Here is an 18,985-nt window from a genome sequence, read left to right on the forward strand (position 1 = left end):
ACGTGGTTGGGTTGATGTTATGGGAGGCCTTTCATAGCACTATGGGAAGGGGTGGTCAATGACTATAATACCACATGAAGTGGTTCACATCGATAGTGTGAGATCAAGAAAACCAAAAAAAATTTTGAAAAAAATTTATCGGCGCACTTGCCCGAATCCACATGCGTTTTCGCCTTTAGGGAATTATTTCAGACGATTTTTAGGCTTCAGCCCGGTTGACATAGGCGAGCTTAATGGGCTATTGAACAATCAAAACTTCCTTATAATATTTCCGAAACATGAGGGACAGGGAATGAACAAGAAAACAAAGTATATTTTTGTGACCGGAGGGGTGCTTTCGTCCTTGGGAAAAGGTTTGGCTTCCGCTTCCATTGGCGCGCTTTTGGAGGCGAGAGGGCTTTCCATCACCTTCCAGAAATTGGACCCGTACATCAACGTGGACCCCGGCACCATGAACCCTTTCCAGCACGGAGAGGTGTTTGTGCTGGACGACGGTACGGAAACGGACCTGGACCTTGGGCACTACGAGCGGTTCGCCAATGTTCGTCTGGGCAAGGACAGCAACTTCACCACCGGTAAAATATACTACTCCGTCATCCAAAAGGAGCGGCGGGGCGAATACCTTGGCGGCACGGTCCAGGTAATTCCTCATATTACGGACGAGATCAAAAACAGCATCCTGCTGGCCGCGGACGGCGTGGACGTGGCTATTGTGGAAATCGGCGGCACCATCGGCGACATCGAGAGTCTGCCTTTCCTGGAAGCCATCCGCCAGTTCCGGTCGGACGTGGGCAAGGACAATGTCCTATACATCCACCTGACCCTGGTGCCTTACATCGCCACGGCCGGTGAGGTCAAAACCAAGCCCACCCAGCACAGCGTCAAGGAACTCCGCAGCATCGGCATCCAGCCCAACATCCTCCTCTGCCGCACCCAGCAGGTATTGAACGACAGCATTAAGGAAAAAATCGCCCTGTTCTGCAACCTGGGCAAGGACGAGGTCTTTACGGCCATTGACGTCAAGAATATCTACGAGGTTCCCCTGAATTATCACCAGGAAGGCCTGGATGAAAAAATCGTGGAGCTTTTGAACATGTGGACTCCGGCTCCCAGGCTGGAGGCGTGGCACGATCTGATCCGCAGAATCGAAAACCCCAAGGACGAAGTGACCATCGCCATCGTGGGCAAATACGTGGACCTGCGGGAATCCTACAAGAGCCTGAATGAAGCCCTCTTCCACGGCGGCGTGTTCAACGAAAGCAAGGTCCACCTGGAGTTCGTGGATTCGGAAACCATTACGGAAAGCAACGTAGCCGCCATTTTAAGTAAGGCGGACGGCGTGCTGGTTCCGGGCGGTTTCGGCTCCCGGGGCGTGGAGGGCAAAATCATGGCCGTCCAATACGCCCGGGAAAACAAGGTCCCTTATTTCGGCATATGCCTGGGCATGCAGATTGCGGTCATCGAATACGCCCGCCACGTGGCCGGCATCAAAAACGCCCACAGCACTGAGTTTGATATAGATACGCCCGACCCGGTCATCTATCTTATGAAGGAATGGTACGACGAAAAAACCGACACCATCCAAAAGCGGGACGTGACCTCGGATAAAGGCGCCACCATGCGCCTGGGAAAATATCCCTGCAAACTCGTGGAGGATACCCTGGCTTGCAAAGCCTATTGCGAGGATATGATTTCGGAGCGCCACAGACACCGTTACGAATTCAATCAGGAATACCTGGACGCCTTAAAGGAAGCCGGTTTGATTATCAGCGGCATGTCGCCGGATCAGACCCTGGTGGAAATCGTGGAAATCGAAGACCACCCCTGGTTCCTGGGATGCCAGTTCCATCCGGAGTTCAAATCCCGGCCCATGAACCCGCACCCCTTGTTCAGGGATTTTATCGGGGCCGCCTTAAAATACAAAAAATCAAAAAACTAATCCAAATGCAAAGGGCCGGACGCTTTTTCGCTCCGGCCCTCTTTTCGCATCGCCAGTAGTAATAAGCCCTGTTCTTTGGGGGCGCTCCCACCCCGCACCGTCCTCTTAACGCATCCTCATATGCGCTTTTTTACGGAAAAATTGTTTGGCATCGAACTATTTTTGAATATGGCGTGTAAAATGACTCTTTTCAGGCATATGACTATCAAATACTGGAGCGTGCGCAGTTTGGCATTTACCGTCTTGGGAATTGCTTCCGGGGTTGTGCTTTCTTGTGTAACCGGGGCTTACTCCCCGCTTCCAACCACCCTTTTAGCCGGCCTTGCCGGTTTTTTGCTGTTTCAGGGGCAGGCGCTTCATCTGTTTTTCGGCGCTCAGCGCGGCTATTTTGAATACATGCTGCTCATGAAAGGCGTTGAATCCAGGACGGGGCGTTTGATCCGGCAAAGCCTGGGCATGCGGTTTTACATCCGCTCTCAAATTGTCGGCCTGAAAGAAGAGCATCTGTCGGCCGTTATAAAGGAAGGCAAAAACCGCCTGGAATGGACCGATCTGATGTGTTTGTTGATAAAGGCTTCGTCAATCGCCCGTAGAAATGGCGAGAAAGGCAAGGAAATCAGCATCTTAAAAACAGCGCTCAGTTTATATCCATACAGCGTTGTGGTGAACAACATGCTGGCGGATTGTTATGAAAGCCAAGGCATGGTCGAAGAGGCCCTGGAGTGCTACCGTTTAGGGAAAATGGATCGTCTGGTTATCACTCCGGCTTTGAAGGAAATTCTAAACCGCAAGATGGACCAGCTTCGACGCCAGACGAAAATCGTCTAAAGGGGCAACACGAATTTTTGCTCTTTCACCCGGACTCCCCATTGGTCGCCGGGGTGCTCCTCCACCAGTTTAAAGCCGAATTTCTCGTAAAGATGGCGGGCCAGGGCCAGGCCTTCGAAGGTCCAGAGATAAATGCTCGGGTATCCCTGACGCTTACAGAAATCGATTGAATCCTGCAGCAGGCGGTTGCCGGCTCCCGTGCCCCGTAAAGCGGACGAGGTGATGAACCATCTCAGGTGAGCGCCTTCTTCTTCGGCCTTGATTGCATCTATGGCCAAGGATCCGTGAACCCTTCCGTGGGTGAGGGCCACCTTAAAATAATCCCGGCCCGGGACGAACCGGTTTAAAAACTCGGACAGATCGCTGGCGACCTTGGCTTCAAAGTATAGGCCGAAGCCCCAGTTTTCGCTGTAATACCGGGCATGCATTTCGGCCACGCGGCCTATGGCGCCAGCCACGTATGTCGCAATCACCACATGTTCCATACAATCACTCCAAAATCAGTTCTTTGAGGGACAGCCGCGGCCTGGGCTGGGGGTCTTCATCCGGGTAGCCGATGGGCAGCATGGCCACGGGAAAGAGATTGTCGTCCCAATGAAAGATTTCCTTGATCATGGGGACGTCAAACAGCCTGACCCAACAGGTTCCCAGGCCGAAGTCCAGGGCTCTCAGCACCATATGCTCCACGGCGATGGCCACGTTCAGGGCCACCAGTATGCCGATCTGCTCCACGGGCAGGGATTCCATGTCTCCGGTTCTCTTAACCAGGATTTTAGCAATCCGGTCCTCAATGGCCGTGATCTTTCCCAGATCCTGCACCCCGGACATGGAGCCGTCCAGATATCCCCGCACATCCGCGCAGCACATGACAATAACGGGGGCATTGGCGACAAACATTTGGTTGAACGCAGCCTTGGCCAAACGCAGCTTGGTTTCGCCGTCCCGGACGATCTTGAATCTCCATGGCTGGGCGTTGCATCCTGAAGGCGCCAGGCGCGCTGCGTCCAGAATCTCCATGAGGTCGTCTTCGGGAAAGGAATCCCGCTTGAACCGCCGGATGCTGCGTCTTTGATGGATGGCTTCCTTGGTGGTAAGCATAGGCGCCTCCTCAAACACTTAAAATAAGTTGTAAATGACAGACTATACTTCCAGGCAACCGATAAAATCGGAAATGTCCTTGATTTGATTTTCCATGAAATAGGCTTCAATGCCTTCGAGAATTTTAACGGGAGACGCGGGGTCCACAAAATTAGCGGTCCCGACCTGGATGGCCGAGGCTCCGGCCATAAGAAATTCCAGGGCGTCCCTGGCGTTCATGATCCCCCCTATTCCGATGACCGGGACTTTCACCACTTTGGCGACCTGCCAGACCATACGCAGAGCCACGGGCTTGATGGCCGGGCCGGAAAGCCCGCCCGTAATATTGGCCAGAACCGGCCTGCGGGCGTCCAGATCGATGGCCATGCCGGTCAGGGTGTTGATCAGGGATATGGCGTCGGCGCCGGCGTCCTCCACGGCGCGGGCGATGGCGGTCACGTCCGTGACATTGGGGGATAGCTTGACAATGACCGGCTTCCGCGTTCTGGCCCGGACCTTTCCCACGAGCCGGGCGGCCATCATGGGATCCACGCCGAAAGCGATGCCGCCGGCGGAAACATTGGGGCACGAGATGTTCACCTCTATGCCGGCCACGTCCTCCACATTGTCGATCCGGGCGGCCAGTCTTTCGTATTCTTCACTGGTTTTACCGTAGATGTTCAAGACCAGCGGCGGCGCCAGCTTGGTGAGTTCGGGGAGCTTGTCCTGGAAAAAGGCCTCGATGCCCATGTTTTCCAAACCGATGGCGTTAAGCATGCCGCAGGGAGTCTCCACCACGCGGGGCGGAGGATTGCCGGGGGAAGGCTCCAGAGACAACCCTTTGACAATGACGCCGCCCAGGCGATTCAAATCCATGAGGGAGGCGAACTCCGTAGCGTACCCGAAGGTGCCGGAGGCTGTCATAACAGGGTTATCCAGAAATACTCCGCCCAGTTCCACTCCTAATGCGGGCTTGTCGCTCATCCAACTACTCCTTGGTCATCTTTTTGGCCACCGCCCTGATCCTGGCTTCCAGATTCAACAAATAAGCAGGTTCGGGCTGCTTTGGAAAAGGTTCGTCATCGTACTCTTTTTTCCGAACTTCCGCCATAACTTTTTTCTCATCCATATCATGCTCTTGGAGAAGATCCCAGACCCAGTTCTTGAATTCCTCGCATTGGTCCATGACTCTTTTGAGATATTGTTCGGCGTCCTCTCCCGTATAGGCGAAAATGTGGCCGAGCACCAAGACTTCCACGGGCAGGGCCACCAGCTTTTTGAGGGAATCCAGGTACATGTCGTAATCCACGAGCATGTCGCAAATGATGTAGCCGTCCTTATTGGGAATTCCCGCGGCTTCCGAGGCGATAAGCGCCTTGATTTCCGGGATATAATAGCTGAGGGTGTCCTTGGTGTGCCCCGGAGTTTCCAGAACCTGAACCGTCAGGGAGTCGGAAACCCTGACCTCGTCGCCCTCCTTGAGGACCTTTCCCACTTCAAAAGGCATGAAAGGGGCGGCATCCAGTTCCTCGCCGGAATTCTCCGCCATCATTTTTTCCGCGACCGCGCTCAACTGCTTGATGACCTGAACGGCGCCCGGTCTGGTAAAAACGTACTCCGCATAAGGCGAGCAAGCTATCTCTATCCCGGGATAGGCCTGGGCGAAATATCCCGTGGCGCCGCAATGGTCGAAATGGGAATGGGTCAGGAACAATTTGACGGGCTGGTTTCCGTTTAAAATCTTCTTGATTTCCCGGACGTAACGAGGCCCCATGCATGCAAAGCCCGCGTCGAATATTACGGGTTTTTCCCCTTCCAGCAAAAAAACCGGAGCTCCTGGTTCACCTATCATATGCAGCCCTTTTGCAAGCGGTCCGGCTTGGGTGATGATCATGATAAACAGGCCTTTCTATATGGAAATGTAAAAACAGGTGCGTATTATGCGTGACTCCAATACCCTTCAATCCATGAAGAATGTGCAACAGGGAGAAAAACTAGTCAAGCGATTGCTCGTTTTATTTCCAAATAACGGGACTATGGCCGGTTAAAATCCCGTGTTTCACCAAATGCCTCTTGCATGCCCCTGGGAAAATTAGTATATCTTTCCCTGTAACAACGCTTCCTAATCCATACATATAAACCGGCCGTTGACGCGCATCCTAAGAAAAGGCGACGTCGTTCACGTGAAAGGCGCCGGCATGAGACGCCCTTGGGACAAGGACATGGAGTCCATTGCCGCAGCCGCTGAGGAAACCATGGACTGGACCATTATTGGATAAAATCTTGTAAGACATGATATAGTTACACCTGGATCAGAACCAACCTAAACCACGTAATCTGAGTGAAGGAGGAGTGAATGAACTGGTATGTTGGAGTTTTGAAGAACTATTTTGGATTCAGCGGGCGCGCGCATCGCCAGGAATACTGGATGTTCGTGCTGTTCAATTTTCTTATCATGGTCGGCCTGGGCATCATTGAAAACATTCTCGGCTTGCCCGGGGTGGTGAGCGGCCTTTACAGCCTGGCGGTTTTCATTCCCTCCCTGGCGGTGGGTTTCCGCAGAATTCACGACATCGGCAAGTCCGCATGGTGGCTGCTCATCGGATTGGTTCCGGTTATTGGAATCATTGTTCTTATAATTTTCTTTGTGCTCCCCAGCCAGCCCCAGTCGAACCAGTACGGGCCCGTCCCCGCCTGATGCACGTCCATTTTAATGGATTGACAAAAAACGCCGGCTTTCCAACGAGGGCCGGCGTTTTTATGTCTTTCCACGTTCAGGGAACCAGGCCCTGGATAATCCCGGAGTCTGTGGGGCCTTTAAAATCCAGCCGTTTGATGTCTTTCATTCCCGCGTTGCGCATCATATCCATTAGCTGGCCCTGGGAGTACGCCCTGCCCTCTTCCGTTCCCAACATCATATTGATGGAGAACAAGGTGGGGAACAGAGGCCCGTCCATCGTATCGTCCAGGATGAACTCGTGAATCCACACCACGGCGCCGGGATTTGCCGCCTGGGCGGTTTTGGATACGATATCCTGACAGGCGTCCGGTCCTTCTCCATGAAGGATATGGGACAGCCAGGCCGCATCGAACCCTTGGGGAATGTCATTTTCCAGGTAGCTGCCGGGGGCGAAGTCGATCCTGCCGGTCAGGGCGAATCGCTCCACGGTTTGGCGCATAAAGGGCTCGGTGGTGGGCAGGTCAAAGACCACGCCTTTGAGCTCGGGATTTTCCTTGCAAAAATGAATGGCATAGGTTCCCGGGCCTCCGCCCAGGTCCAGGAGGAGTTTTCTGTCCTTGAGATCCAAAATTTTTGCGACTTTGGGGGCAATGGCCATGGCGTTGTTGAACATGCCCATGAGGAAGTTTTTGCGGGTTTCCTCGTCCTGTAATGAAGCCCTGCCGCGGACGGGCTTGCCGGATTTGACGGCCTCGGGAATCTTGTTGAAGGAGTCCACCAATTGCTGATGGTGCATGATCATAAAGCCGATGTATTGGGGGGAGTCCTTGCACAGGAATTTTTTCGCCTCTGCCGTATTGGAGAAGCCCGCCCCGGACTTTGTTAGCAGGTTAAGGCCCGCCAGGGCGTTTAAAAGCACTTCCAGGGCTCTGGGGTCCGCGTCCATATGGGAAGCAAGCTTGGGCGCGGACAGGGTTTTATCTTTTAAGAAGGAAAACACTTCCAGCTTAACGCCGGCGTGCAAGGTGCAGGTTTTCCAATAATAGCCGGATAGTTGAAGCAAACTGCCGGGATTCCATTGGGTCGATTCCATGCTTTGCGCCTCCTTTTTTTCTTTTTAAGATAACCTGGCATGGCGCTTCCCGCAATGGGGGAGCAAAAAAATCATCTTTTGAACGCTTGCAAAGCGCTAACAATTCTGTTAGGAATTGGCAATCAACTATTTGAATTCATTCTTAACAGACTGCGATTTTTCTATCGGCATTCTACCCGGTTCATCGGTTAATGAAAAAGTTTCTGTTTTTAGTCAATCCGATATCAGGCAGCAGCCCCGGGACCATTGTAGCCTCCCGGATCGCTCATGCGTTAAAGGGCCGCGTGCCCTATTCCCAGTACGATATTGTTTTTACGGAAAAAGACATAGCCGCCCAGGCCAGCGCTTTGGCGCCCCATTACGAGGCTGTGATCGGCGCCGGGGGCGACGGCACCTTCGGCGCCCTGGTTCAGGCTGCGGCGCAAACGCCCAATCCGCCGAAAATAGGCGTTATCCCTTTTGGGGTGGGGAACGATTTCGCAAGGTCTCTGGGGGTGCTGGAAGTGCTTAAGCACTGGGGCATTCCCGGCATGATCAACATGTTTCTTGCCGGAAAAACCAAGATGGTGGATGTGCTGCATATCAACGGCGAGCACTTGTTTTCCAGCTATTTGGGAATCGGGAATGATGCGAAAATATCCAACACCTTCAACCATTTTCGGCCCAGGACCCCCAGGTCCGTGGCCGGGCTTCGCATCGGCATCAACAAGGTTTTGTATACGGGCTTCAGCCTGCGTAATCTGGCGTACACAATCCCGTTCGCCTTTGAAATCAGGTACAGAAACTCCAGCGGCAGGGAAACCTGCGTGAACGCTCCCGTGGGCCTGCACGGGATATTAGTGACCAATTCCGCCATTTATGCGGGCGGCGCCAAGGTATCCTCCAGGACGGATCTCTCGGACGGTAAGTTCGAGGTGACTGTCATCAAGGACATTCGCCATTGGTGGGCCATGCATTTGACGCGATTTTTTAAAATGCCTCTGGACGAACTTTCGCCCATGGTGTACCAAATATCCACGGACTGGCTGAAAATCAGTCTGAACGGAGAAACCTTCTTCCAGATCGACGGGGAGGAGCCCGGGCCTGAAATAACCGAAGCAAAAAGCCTGGAAGTCAAGGTTTCTCACCAAATGGAAATGTTTAGGCCTTAGGAAAGGAGAAGTTCAACCAGCACTGAAAATCCAACCATAATCAAAAATCGCCAACCACAATAGACGCAAAACCAAGGGGGGGAATAATGTTTAAAATGTGGAAGCGCATCTGTATTGCTTTTCTCTGTCTAATCTTACTTGCACCCGCTGCGGGCCTTGCCAAAGACTACGGCGACAAGGACTCCGCAAAAGTCATTTGGAAAACCGCTACTATGGCGCCCAAGGGCATTGGGTATTCCCAATTGTTCGAGGAAATTCTGCTGCCTGAAATCGAAGCCCAAACCAAGGGAGATTTGTACCTTAAGATCTACTGGGGCGGCGTCATGGGGGACGACAAGCAAATCCTGAAAAAAATGCGCATCGACCAGTTGCAGGGCGCAGGACTTTCGGGCCAGGGCACCTTTGAACTATCCAACGAGATTGCTGTTCTGGGTTTGCCCTTTATGTTCAACAACTACGAGGAAATCGATTACGTTAAAACCAAGATGATCGATACCTTTGATGCAGTCGTGCGGGATGAGTCAGGATTCAAGGTGCTCCAGTGGCTGGACCAGGATTTCGACCAGATTTACTCCAGTAAATATCCCATGGATCATTGCGAGAACTTCAGCAAGGTCCGATTCATCACCTGGTACGGAAACCTGGAAGGAAGGGTCCTGGAAAAGCTGGGCGCCAGCCCCATCCCCATCGACGTGGCGGAAATACCCTCCACGGTCCGGTCCGGGGCCGGAGAAGCGCTCATAGCCCCTTCCATTTGGATTGCGGCCACCCAGTTGTACAACTCGTTCGAATACGTCAATTCCGCAAAAATCCGGTACACTCCGGCCTTTGTGGTGGTAACTGAACGCGCTTGGAATCAGGTTCCTCCGGAGCACGTAAAAGCGGTGGCGAAGATGCGGGTTCCGCTCTCCCAGACCTTTTGCGAACACTCACGCCTGGAGTCGGAAAAATATCTGAAAGCCATCATGAGCCGGGGCATTAAATGCGCCCAGCCCTGCAAGGAGGAAATGGAGCTTTTGAAGGCCAAAACCATCCCCTTGTGGGAAGAGCTTGCAGGCGATTTGTACTCCCAGGAAATCCTGGACGAACTGCTGGCCCATTTGCAGGAATTCCGCAACATGCAAAAGGGGGGATGATGAACAGCGGCGGTGCAAGTCAAACGCCATCCCGCCTTTGTTGAAAAATTGCGGCCGCACGATTGATCGTAATACATAGGCCTGCTTTGGGTGAACACGCCCAGGGCAGGCCTTTCTTTTAAAAATAGTGTAAAACATTTGTCAGGATGGGCCTTGGGCTTTTCAGAAAAGATCTTGTTTGTTAAAGTGGTATTTTGGTAAGGTTTTTGCTTAGAGTGTACTCAAACGGATCGGACTTTCGCACCCAACCAAAATACGCGGAAAAGGCCATGCTATCTGAAATAAAACATCTTGAAGGACGCTTTCCCGGCATGCACCGGAACAACCAGGGGCGGCACGTGAAAACCGTGGACAAATACAAGATCTACGGGGCGTCTCTGGATTTCAGGGAATTGTGCGGCCGTTTGCTCAGGCCGGAGACCAGGTATCTTGTTTTGGACCTGGACGGCACCTTTCATAAAGGACTCAACCCCGGCGTCATGCTGGGCTTTGAATTGTGCGCCTACCAGGCTTACGGCCTGGATTATATGGAAACGATGGACGATAAAAATCGTCTTGGCTCCATCGTCCTGAACTGGAAGGATCAGGCCGCCCAAAGCCGGTACGCCAAAAAAGGGGCCAAAAGATGGCTGTTGCCCGGAGTTTTGTATTATTCCCTGGCCCGGGTGGGGTGGAAAGTATCGCCGCTGAGAAAGACCATCCGCCAGACTCTGGGGCCCCACGCCATGGACCGGATGCTGGCCCTCATGCGCCTGAGCCTTATGCATCAAATGGCGGGCGTTCCGGCGGAGGACGTGCATAAGCTGGTCAGAAGCCTGTGGAAGCGGCATGCGGACCGTCAGGTCATTGAGCCCGAAGACATCCAATGGCTGAGGGATTCGTTTCCAACCTTAAAAATCATCGTAAGCAGCGCGTCGCCCCGGGCCTTGCTGCAGGTGGTGCAGGAACAATTCCCGGTGCACGACATATTCGCCACGGAAGTGGAAACCATCAACGGCAAGACCAGTTCGCCCCACTGGATGCATCCGGTGTTCGGAAGCGGCCAGCCCAAACGGATCGCCCCGCCTGCGTCCCTGCGCCAGAACGCCTATTACAACAAGATTAAGTATTTATCTTTGAAATACCCGGACTTTATGGACCCCGGCGTTCATACTGTAGGAATCACGGACACCAAACACGGGGAAGATTATCCCTGGTCGGAATATTTCAAGTGCGTGGCCGACATAAACAGCCCGGACCCGTTTTCGCCTTTGGTATCCACGGCCTCGCCGCTCAAGGAAATCCATTCGGCCAAGATCAAAACCCGCCGGGAAAAGGAAGAGGCCGAGTCGGAGGAAAACTCCCAGCCCTGGGATATGCCTTCCCCCCTGCCCTCTTCGGAGAATTTTGAGTTTTCCAAGCAGGACTTGGAGGATGTCCTGGTCAACGAACTGGCCAAGGCCGAAGCCGCGGCCATCAAGTGCTATGACGCCGCCCCCGGGGTAGTGGAAGACCTGGGCGCCATGGCCGGAGAGGCCTTTGCAATAAACCAGGCTTTGGAGAATATCATTATCGGTTATAACGCCAGCGTAGGCGAAGATCGGGACCTGTATTTCGAAAGGGTGCAGGAGGCCCTTAAGCAGACCTACCGTCTTAACCGGCACTTGAACTCCCGCATGAATCCCGTGTCCAAAAGGTGGTCCGAGATCGAAAAAATCATGGAGTCCGCCCGTTCCAAAATCCATAAGAAAGCCGGGCGCTCCCTGGAAGATCAGCCGCCTCCGCCTTATTTGGAGGACCAGCTTATCTTTTCGGAAAAGACTCTGCCCGGAGGCTGATAAATAGAGGCTGCCGCAGCGGCCCGGCCTGGCATCTCATTCCCCTCCGTTATTCCACGTTGGGCGGAGGGGGCGGCGGAGAAGCAGGGGGCAAGGGCGGCGGCGCCATATTCTTATAATATACTTCTTTCCGTTTTTTCAGCTTAAAATAGGCGTAGACCGAGTAGCAAAAAAGCCCCAGAAAGAGCAGGGACAAACATCCTGCAATGACGGCCGAATAGATAAAACGTTCCCTGGGAAGGGGCCATTTTCCCTGATCAATGATCAAGACTGCTGTAGGATGGATGCTGTTAAAATCCTCAAGTACAAGTTCCCTGGTATCGGCGTCCGAAAACGAAAAAATACCCTGCAGGCTGTCGTAGACGCCGTCATCCGGTAAATCCTCCAGGTCCGTGTAAGCGTCAGTTTTGGCGAATACAAGATGGTCGCCAATTTTGGAAGGAATCGGCTCTCCCGTGGCCTCATCCAGCGCCAGCACTTGGTAGTAGATGCAGTCTACTTCAATTTCTCCGGTTTCCAGGTCTTCATAATAGTCGTAATAGCATTCCGAATAAAACCGGTAATGATCCGTAATCAATATGTTTCGGTTTAGAGGAAGATCACCCTGGGTAAGCCGCGTTAGGGAAGCCTCGGAAGGCTCGGCCCGGCAATTGTCTGCGTCTTGATACCAAGCGACGGAAGCAATGCAGATTATGAGAGTAAAAACCGTGGCCATAAAAAAGAAGGGCCGCTTTACCTTTGCCCAGTGCTCCATCAAGACATAGATGGCGAAGATGGGAAAAAGCACGGTTAGCAGCCCGTGCATGGAATCGGCCATGAACACGCTGACAAGAAACCAAATGAGAGCGCCCAACGCTGCAACCATCCCCAGAAGCATAAAGAACATAGTCACATCCATGCGACCCTCCTATTCCGCCTTCCAGCTATCGTCCAGATAGTAGGTTAGTAAAGCGGGCTCCATAAGGGTGTTAACCCTGGTTTCCTTGGTTTCAAGAGCGCCTTTTCCGAACGACAGAGCAGCGCGGAACGCATCCGGGGTCAGGTAGGCTGTATCCACCCCAAAGGATTCCATTGCGGCGATTTTCTCCCGGATTTCACTCTCGCCCCTGTTTTTCCAGGCCAGGAGCCATCCCCAGTCTCCAAAAGACGGCACATTGTCATGATACGGCAGGGTTTTCCAGCCGGCGGATTCCAAGGTGCGGCGGATGCATAAATAGGATTCCCTGGCGTGATACGGGGAAGTCGCCTGCACCACGACCATGGCGCCCGGCGCTGCGGCCCTGGCCAATTTGCGGTAAAACTCCCGGGAATAGAGCTTGACCAACTCCACGGAAGACGGGTCGGGAAAATCGATAATTACAATGTCCCACTGGCCGGGGGCCTGATCCAGAAACCGGTCCGCATCCACATTCATGATTTTTACCGAAGCGATCCTTTGCGTTTCCGGCTCTCCGCTTGGCCGTACCTTGCCCGTATCCTGAAACACGCGGGTCCGGCCGTCTCCGGAAATTGCCTCAGACGCTTTTGCGATAACCTTTGCGTCATCAAAGGCGTGATTGTTCAGCCGGGTCAGGATGGAATTGGTGGAGCACACTTTTACCATGTCCGGGTCCAGGTCCACCAGCAGCACATTTTTCACCTGGGGGTGTTTCAAGACCTCCCGCAAGGCCAGGCCGTCCCCTCCTCCCAAAATAAGCACCCGCTCCGGGTTTTGAACCAGGGCGAAGGCCGGGTGCACCAGGTGCTCGTGGTAGATGGCTTCGTCCACGCTGGAAAATTGAAGGTTTCCGTTGATGAAAAACCGGTAGTCGTTCAAAGGGGCGTCGTGAGTCAAAACCAGCCTTTGGTATTTGGTGGTTTTGGAAAAAACGATTTTGCTGTCATAGAGCTTTTGCTCCAGATTCAGGTTCCAATCCCGGTTGCTAAGGTATCCAAAAGCCAAAAGCGCGGCGGATATAACTATTAAAATTACACAAATAATCCGGTATCTTACTAAACCGTATTTCATGAAATACATGAAAGTGATCGCCGCGATAAAAAAGTTGGTTCCGCCCACCAGAAAGCTGATTTCCGTCAAAGGAAAGGTCTTCAGCAGGAAAAATGTCCAAACTATGGCGCCCACAAAGGACCCTATGTAATCCGGCCCCACCACCCCGGCGATATTGGTTCCCAGGGTTTCGGAGTATTTTTCGTTTATCCGCAGGACCAGGGGGATTTCAAAGCCGATAAGAAACCCGATGGCCATGACGAAAAAATAATTGATGACCATGAAATGGTCCGGGACGAATCCGAACGAGGCGTATATGGCGATGGGCGCGTAACCGCCCAATAAAGCCAGGAAGGTTTCCAGGAATATGAATTTTTCGATCAGATAGCGGTCGGACATGAATTTCTGGACGTATCCGGCCACGCCCATCATCAAAAGCATGAGGGCGATGGTGATGCTGAACTGCTCAATGGAGTTGCCCAGAATGTAAGTGGAAACCGTGCTGAGGATGTACTCGAAAACGAGCCCGCACGCCCCGGTGGCGAACATGCTGAATCCAAGCAAAAAGGAGGCGAACCGGGGATGTTTATTCCCTGTGCGGCCGTTTTCTTGATTAATTGATTTAGTCATGTTTATTAATGGGTTAGAAAAGTATTTAAAAAGATTGAAACCACTTTTAGACTAAACGCCGTTGCCCTTTTTCAGGCTAAATTCGCTAAATCTTCGTCCCTTCCCCCCTGGCGGGGGAAGGACAGGATGGGGGGGAGCAAGTTAAAATCCATCACCCCCACCCCAACCCTCCCCCGTCAAGGGGGAGGGAGTATTTGGAGCGACTCTCAACCCTATCTTCCTATTATAACAGAATGAATTTTTTAACTTATTCAGTAAAAAATGATCAAAGCACAGCGGCGATGATGATGGCCACGGAAAGCAGCACGCCTTCCGTGAGGGCGATGGCCGCCATGTTTTGATCCCGTTTGATTTCCGTTTCGTAGTCCGTGTTGGGCAGCAGCAGCCAATCAATCACCCACCGGAAAATGAACAGCATAACAAGCCCTGCTCCGGCGCTGACGGCGAAGGCGGAAAGATCCTGGCTCCACCCCATGGCCGGGCCTGCGATGCTCGAGCGGAGTATGACTCCCAGGGCGGCCATCATGCCTGCGGCGTTGAGTCCGGCGGCGGCGTTGCCGTTTTTAATTTCTTCCCGAATGTTGAAGGGCGTGGCTTTTTCATAGACGAAATACAGGATAAATAGCACCAACTGTCCCAAGGCGAAAAAAACCAACGCGCTTAATAGGCCCCCGCCCTCCCCTGCAAAGGCTCCGGCGAGGATCAGGCCGGAAGCGACGTACACGCCCAGTTCGGCGAATCCCACGGCCGCGTTTCCGTCGGCCGCTTCCGCGTCGTTGTCTATGCCGCTTAAAATGACCCGGTCGCACACCTCGCGGGCTATGAAAAGCAGGATTACAATCAAGGCGCCTTCCCAGGCCAGGGTAACTATGTCCTTGACGAATCCCATGGAGCCGCCCGTCAAAGCGCCGCTCATGCCCAGGGCGATGCCCAAATACAGCCCCGCCCTTTGCAAGCCCACGGCCGGGTTGCTTTTTTCCTCGATTTCATAGTCGTCGTCCATGTCTTTGGTGCGCCAATCCATGATTTTTTTGGCGATCACTACATAGACCATAACGATTACGGCGTAAACAAATCCGTGCCCCGTCAATATGAGTTCCTGCATCATGCCGTTATGCCTCCTGATAAAACGTTGCGTTTAAAATAACGCCCGTGAACTGTCTTATTTTCCCCTGGTTCCGGGGCCGCCGCCCCGCGAGGCCGGTCCGCTGCCCCTGACCGTGGGGGTGGACCTGGAAAAACCGCCGCTTCGTCCGTAATGGGAATTGGAGTATGTTGTGCGCCCGTGGCTGGAGTATGTTCCCCAGGTGTCGGAGCCCCTGCCGTAATACGGCCTTCTGCCCCGGTAATCCCGCCGCCAGTGGTCATAGTCTCCGCGATAATAATGCCTGTTGCCCATGAGCATCCTGAAAAAGGCGTACTGGCCGTACCAGTGCCAAAAGGACCGGCCGCCGGAATCCTGCCGCCATTCACCGTATTTGGAATTGCCCACGTACTCCATGCCGGGCGGCATGGGTTCGGTCAGGGCTTCGTCCTCGTACATGCCGTAGGGCTTGGACATGATGGTCATGCCCAAGGCGTCCTCGTACTTGTCAAAGACGTCTTCGTCCACCTCAATCCAATCGGTCTTTTTTTGGTCGGCGCCTTCTATAATCAAGTACTTATGATAAAATTTGGCGTCCATGTCACTAATCCAGAACTCAGCTTCATCGTCCCAGGCGGACATTTCCAGGGTGGGATTGAAATTTAGGGATTTCCAAACCCGGGAATCCACGGAGGAATAGAAATTCCCCCGATACCTGGCCAGGAGGGTGTTTTCCGGCAGATTCGCCAGAATTTCATAAGATTCCGCGTCCACCTGCTTGGGGGGATAGGTATAATCGTTTTCCCGGTCGTACTCCGCGTTGTTATCCCAGGATGTGCGGCCTATGGTGACAAAATAATCCACCCGCATATCCTCCAACACTTTGGAATAGCTTTTATATAGCTCGGCGCTGCGTTTTTCCAGGGCGGCGCATTCAGTCTTAACGGTTTCGTTATCCTTTTCAATCAGGGTGCACGAGTCTCCCAGGACAGCGTAGTCAGCGTTTTCCGCGGCATTGTGCATTTCCAATTGGGCGTGGGCCTTGTCCAGGGCCTGGGCGCTTTCCTGTTTAAGGTCAAGAACCGGGGCGAACCTGGCGTCTATGTCCTGGATTTTATCAGGATAATCGGCTTTGGCCTTTTCCAAAACCTGGGTTGTGGCCTCCGTTTGGTTGGTCAAAGCGGTAAAATCCTGCTCCGCCTTTTCCACCATGGGCTCCGCTTCGGCCATGGTTTTCTTCAAAAAGGCGATGCGCTTTTCCACCCGTTCGCTTGCCTGATCGGTTTTGCGAAGCTGGCCGCGCACATTCCCCAAGGCCCTTATCAAATCCGACGCCTGATCCTTTTTATTCGCCTCCAACAAAGGCGCAACCTTCTGGTCATAGTCCGTCCTGCCCTTGTTCAGCATGTGCTGAGCTTCGTCCAACCAGCCTTTCCAATCTTCCCGCTCCGCATACTTGGCGTATTTTTCGTACTCACTGGTTCCGGAAAATTGCTCAAAGGCGTTTCTTTTTTCCGTAATCTTCATGGCCAGATCGTTGATCCGTTGATCCTGGGCCTCCGCCTCTTGTTTCAAGTCCTTGGGCAGGCCGCAACCGGCGAGGGACAAAGATAGCGCCAAAAGTATTATAAATAAGGCCTTCAATTTCATGATTGGGGCGCCCTCCCGTCTAACTTGGTAATGATCCTGGTGTGCGTAATAACCAGGGCTTCTTCGTTGGGATAGGAATGGATGGTGGCCAGTTTCAGCAATCCGGGGTCCAGGCAGGCCCAGACAATGGTCTGGGGGGCGGGAAGTCCGTCTTGCGCCGGAAAATCATAAATCAGGCCCGTTTGCCGGTCCCTGTCTGCAGCCTGGAGCGCGGCTTCCCGGATTTCCCGGGCTTCCGGGTCCAAAGCCTTAAGACTTGCGATCCTGTAATGAAAGGAATACTCCATTTCATCCATCACAAGCGATTCCACAGGGCCGAACGGCGCTTTTAAGGGGCCGTATTGGCTTAAAACCTTTCCGTTTACGGCCTCATGGCACGAAAACAACTCGTGCACGCAATTTTGGGGCGTACGAAAAGTAATCCAGTGGCTGGCGCCGATGATCCGCGCCTCCAGCTCCAGGCCATTGGCTTCAAGCCTTTCGGCCTCCAGCACGTGAAAACAGGCGGCGTCCACGGGATCGGCCAACAGTGTCAGCCGCAAATCCGAGGCGGACATATCGACGTATGGGGATTGGTCCGTTTGCATCAGGATTTGGCTACCAGCTCTATGGAATCCGGGTTGATCTGCCGGCTAAGGAATAACTGGTACTCCTCCCTGCCGCCGCCCGAGCCCCATTCCTCGATGGTGATCATTTTTTTATCCCGGGACGCGAAGTCGTAAAAATACACTTTTTCCGGGGATTTGCCTTCCCGTTCGTATAAGGCGGCGTAATCGTCGTCATACTCAAAGGGAGTTTTGTCCAAAAAGATGGTATCTTCCTCTTCGGCCAGATCGTCCAGGTCGTCTTCGTCCAGGCCGTCGCCGCGATCATCCTTGATCCGGGTGAAATCCAGGGTCTTTTCCGTGACAAAGGCTTCCACCTCGTCGTCCTTTTCCCATTCAATATGGATGGATTCCCCGTCCTCAATGCAAAAGAGCTTGAGTTCGGTCCACAGGTCGCCTGTTTTCTTTTTAAAATCCTCGTCGGTTTCCCGGTATACGCCAATCTCCTTGACCACGTAGGTCTTGGAATTCAGGCGGATGAAATCGCCCAGGCTCACGTCTTCGATGGTGTATTTGTACCGATCGTTGATGGGGACGACCTTTTCGGGATTAAGAGACCGGGCTGCCGCAAATTGGGAGTCCAGCCTTCTTCTGACGGCGTTGTCCATGGTTCAACCTCTTGTTAAAACTGTCGCTGTAAAAAACTGGTTTTCCCCGTTATCTTGCAAAACGGGCGTTCAGGAACTTGGCCTTGACCGAGAACTCGCCCTGCTTGTGGTTCCGAACCACGTCCAGGACTTCATCCAGTGCGGTTTCCATGGCGCCCAGGCCTTGGAGAAATTCGTCCAGCTTGTCCTGACGGTCCGCTGGATTCAGGGCCATGTAGGGTTTTACGATGCGGAACAGGTAGTCCTCGGCGGAGCGGTTGACCTCCCAGGTCAGGTCGTTGCCTTTGTAGTCCGAGTTCATTTGAGGCAGAAGGTCCCGGAGCTTGTCGATGATTCGCTCCACGGCTTCCAAAGCCTGGGAGGGAATCGCCTGCTCCCGGATGTTGACGTTCAAAATCACCAGCCCCTGCATCAGGGGTACGGTGGGGTCAACCGGAGCCTGGGGCTCCGGAGCGGGCTGGACCGCATCCTTGCCCTTAAGAAACCATGCGATCAGAGCGCCGGCCAAGCCGCCCGCAGCGCCCCCTATGAGGGCGATGACGATGGTTTTTCCCAAAACATAAGCCAGGATCAAACCGGCGGCGAACAGGCCGCCTACTATCAACCAGGGTTTCATGCGCTATCCATCATTTATTAAGCGGTTGCTTGTTTGCAGATCATGCAGGAAAGCAGACGGCCGCTAAGGTCCCGGCCGTCCCCG

Annotated in this window: 18 protein-coding genes; 6 read left to right on the forward strand and 12 right to left on the reverse strand. The window is 53.3% G+C overall.

Annotation, left to right across the window (positions count from 1 at the left end; translation table 11 throughout):
* Positions 1–292 precede the first annotated feature (292 nt).
* Together pyrG and G491_RS0107770 are read left to right on the forward strand one after the other, a co-directional pair.
* A complete protein-coding gene (gene pyrG, locus G491_RS0107765) occupies positions 293–1,939 on the forward strand; it encodes a CTP synthase (protein ID WP_028314190.1) in 1,647 nt (548 codons plus the stop codon).
* A 180-nt stretch (positions 1,940–2,119) separates the two neighbouring features.
* Positions 2,120–2,767: a tetratricopeptide repeat protein gene (locus G491_RS0107770; RefSeq protein ID WP_169829406.1), complete on the forward strand. Its 648-nt coding sequence runs from the start codon at positions 2,120–2,122 to the stop codon at positions 2,765–2,767.
* On the opposite strand, the gene G491_RS29885 is transcribed toward G491_RS0107770, so the two are convergent.
* From G491_RS29885 to G491_RS0107790, 4 genes are read right to left on the reverse strand one after another with little or no spacing between them, the layout of a single operon-like run.
* Positions 2,764–3,252, reverse strand: coding sequence for a GNAT family N-acetyltransferase (locus G491_RS29885; protein ID WP_084511401.1), 489 nt, complete (start codon positions 3,250–3,252; stop codon positions 2,764–2,766). The genes G491_RS0107770 and G491_RS29885 overlap by 4 nt on opposite strands.
* Positions 3,253–3,256: 4 nt before the next feature.
* Positions 3,257–3,865, reverse strand: coding sequence for a nitroreductase family protein (locus tag G491_RS0107780; RefSeq protein ID WP_035218163.1), 609 nt, complete (start codon positions 3,863–3,865; stop codon positions 3,257–3,259).
* 42 nt (positions 3,866–3,907) lie between these two features.
* Positions 3,908–4,828, reverse strand: a complete 921-nt coding sequence (locus G491_RS0107785) for a dihydroorotate dehydrogenase (RefSeq protein WP_028314193.1) — start codon at positions 4,826–4,828, stop codon at positions 3,908–3,910.
* Positions 4,829–4,832: 4 nt separating this feature from the next.
* Positions 4,833–5,696 carry an MBL fold metallo-hydrolase gene (locus G491_RS0107790; protein ID WP_169829407.1) on the reverse strand — a complete coding sequence of 288 codons (864 nt, stop codon included), beginning with the start codon at positions 5,694–5,696 and terminating at the stop codon, positions 4,833–4,835.
* A gap of 504 nt (positions 5,697–6,200) precedes the next feature.
* On the opposite strand from G491_RS0107790, the gene G491_RS0107800 reads away from it, so the two are divergent.
* Positions 6,201–6,542: a DUF805 domain-containing protein gene (locus tag G491_RS0107800; RefSeq protein WP_012609942.1), complete on the forward strand. Its 342-nt coding sequence runs from the start codon at positions 6,201–6,203 to the stop codon at positions 6,540–6,542.
* 76 nt (positions 6,543–6,618) lie between these two features.
* Here the strand turns inward: G491_RS0107800 and G491_RS0107805 are convergent, their stop codons facing one another.
* Entirely contained in the window at positions 6,619–7,617 is a 999-nt protein-coding gene (locus G491_RS0107805; protein WP_028314195.1) for a methyltransferase, read from the reverse strand.
* Positions 7,618–7,808: 191 nt separating this feature from the next.
* Here G491_RS0107805 and G491_RS0107810 point away from each other — a divergent pair, with 191 nt between their 5' ends.
* The 3 genes from G491_RS0107810 (at position 7,809) to G491_RS0107820 (ending at position 11,721) form a co-directional block, all read left to right on the forward strand.
* Positions 7,809–8,768, forward strand: a complete 960-nt coding sequence (locus G491_RS0107810) for a diacylglycerol/lipid kinase family protein (RefSeq protein ID WP_028314196.1) — start codon at positions 7,809–7,811, stop codon at positions 8,766–8,768.
* Between the two features lie 86 nt (positions 8,769–8,854).
* The gene (locus tag G491_RS33540; protein ID WP_028314197.1) at positions 8,855–9,904 is read left to right on the forward strand and encodes a TRAP transporter substrate-binding protein; all 1,050 of its coding nucleotides are present in this window, start codon (positions 8,855–8,857) and stop codon (positions 9,902–9,904) included.
* Between the two features lie 269 nt (positions 9,905–10,173).
* Complete coding sequence (locus G491_RS0107820) at positions 10,174–11,721, forward strand: HAD family hydrolase (protein WP_028314198.1); 1,548 nt, start codon at positions 10,174–10,176, stop codon at positions 11,719–11,721.
* A 49-nt stretch (positions 11,722–11,770) separates the two neighbouring features.
* Here G491_RS0107820 and G491_RS0107825 read toward each other — a convergent pair whose 3' ends face one another.
* From G491_RS0107825 to G491_RS0107855, 7 genes are all read right to left on the reverse strand, one after another.
* Positions 11,771–12,619, reverse strand: a complete 849-nt coding sequence (locus G491_RS0107825) for a hypothetical protein (RefSeq protein WP_028314199.1) — start codon at positions 12,617–12,619, stop codon at positions 11,771–11,773.
* Between the two features lie 9 nt (positions 12,620–12,628).
* A complete protein-coding gene (locus G491_RS0107830) occupies positions 12,629–14,338 on the reverse strand; it encodes a polyamine aminopropyltransferase (RefSeq protein ID WP_084511403.1) in 1,710 nt (569 codons plus the stop codon).
* 265 nt (positions 14,339–14,603) lie between these two features.
* Complete coding sequence (locus G491_RS0107835) at positions 14,604–15,446, reverse strand: DUF350 domain-containing protein (protein WP_028314201.1); 843 nt, start codon at positions 15,444–15,446, stop codon at positions 14,604–14,606.
* A 54-nt stretch (positions 15,447–15,500) separates the two neighbouring features.
* Positions 15,501–17,072, reverse strand: coding sequence for a coiled-coil domain-containing protein (locus tag G491_RS33545; RefSeq protein ID WP_051327110.1), 1,572 nt, complete (start codon positions 17,070–17,072; stop codon positions 15,501–15,503).
* Entirely contained in the window at positions 17,069–17,659 is a 591-nt protein-coding gene (locus G491_RS0107845; RefSeq protein ID WP_028314202.1) for a DUF2617 family protein, read from the reverse strand. Before G491_RS0107845 ends, G491_RS33545 begins: the two co-directional genes overlap by 4 nt.
* The gene (locus tag G491_RS0107850) at positions 17,659–18,285 is read right to left on the reverse strand and encodes a DUF4178 domain-containing protein (RefSeq protein ID WP_028314203.1); all 627 of its coding nucleotides are present in this window, start codon (positions 18,283–18,285) and stop codon (positions 17,659–17,661) included. Before G491_RS0107850 ends, G491_RS0107845 begins: the two co-directional genes overlap by 1 nt.
* A gap of 49 nt (positions 18,286–18,334) precedes the next feature.
* Positions 18,335–18,901, reverse strand: coding sequence for a hypothetical protein (locus G491_RS0107855; RefSeq protein WP_028314204.1), 567 nt, complete (start codon positions 18,899–18,901; stop codon positions 18,335–18,337).
* Positions 18,902–18,985: the final 84 nt, after the last annotated feature.

Origin of the sequence: Desulfatibacillum aliphaticivorans DSM 15576 (assembly GCF_000429905.1) — a bacterium.
Classification (GTDB): Bacteria; Desulfobacterota; Desulfobacteria; order Desulfobacterales; family Desulfatibacillaceae; genus Desulfatibacillum; species Desulfatibacillum aliphaticivorans.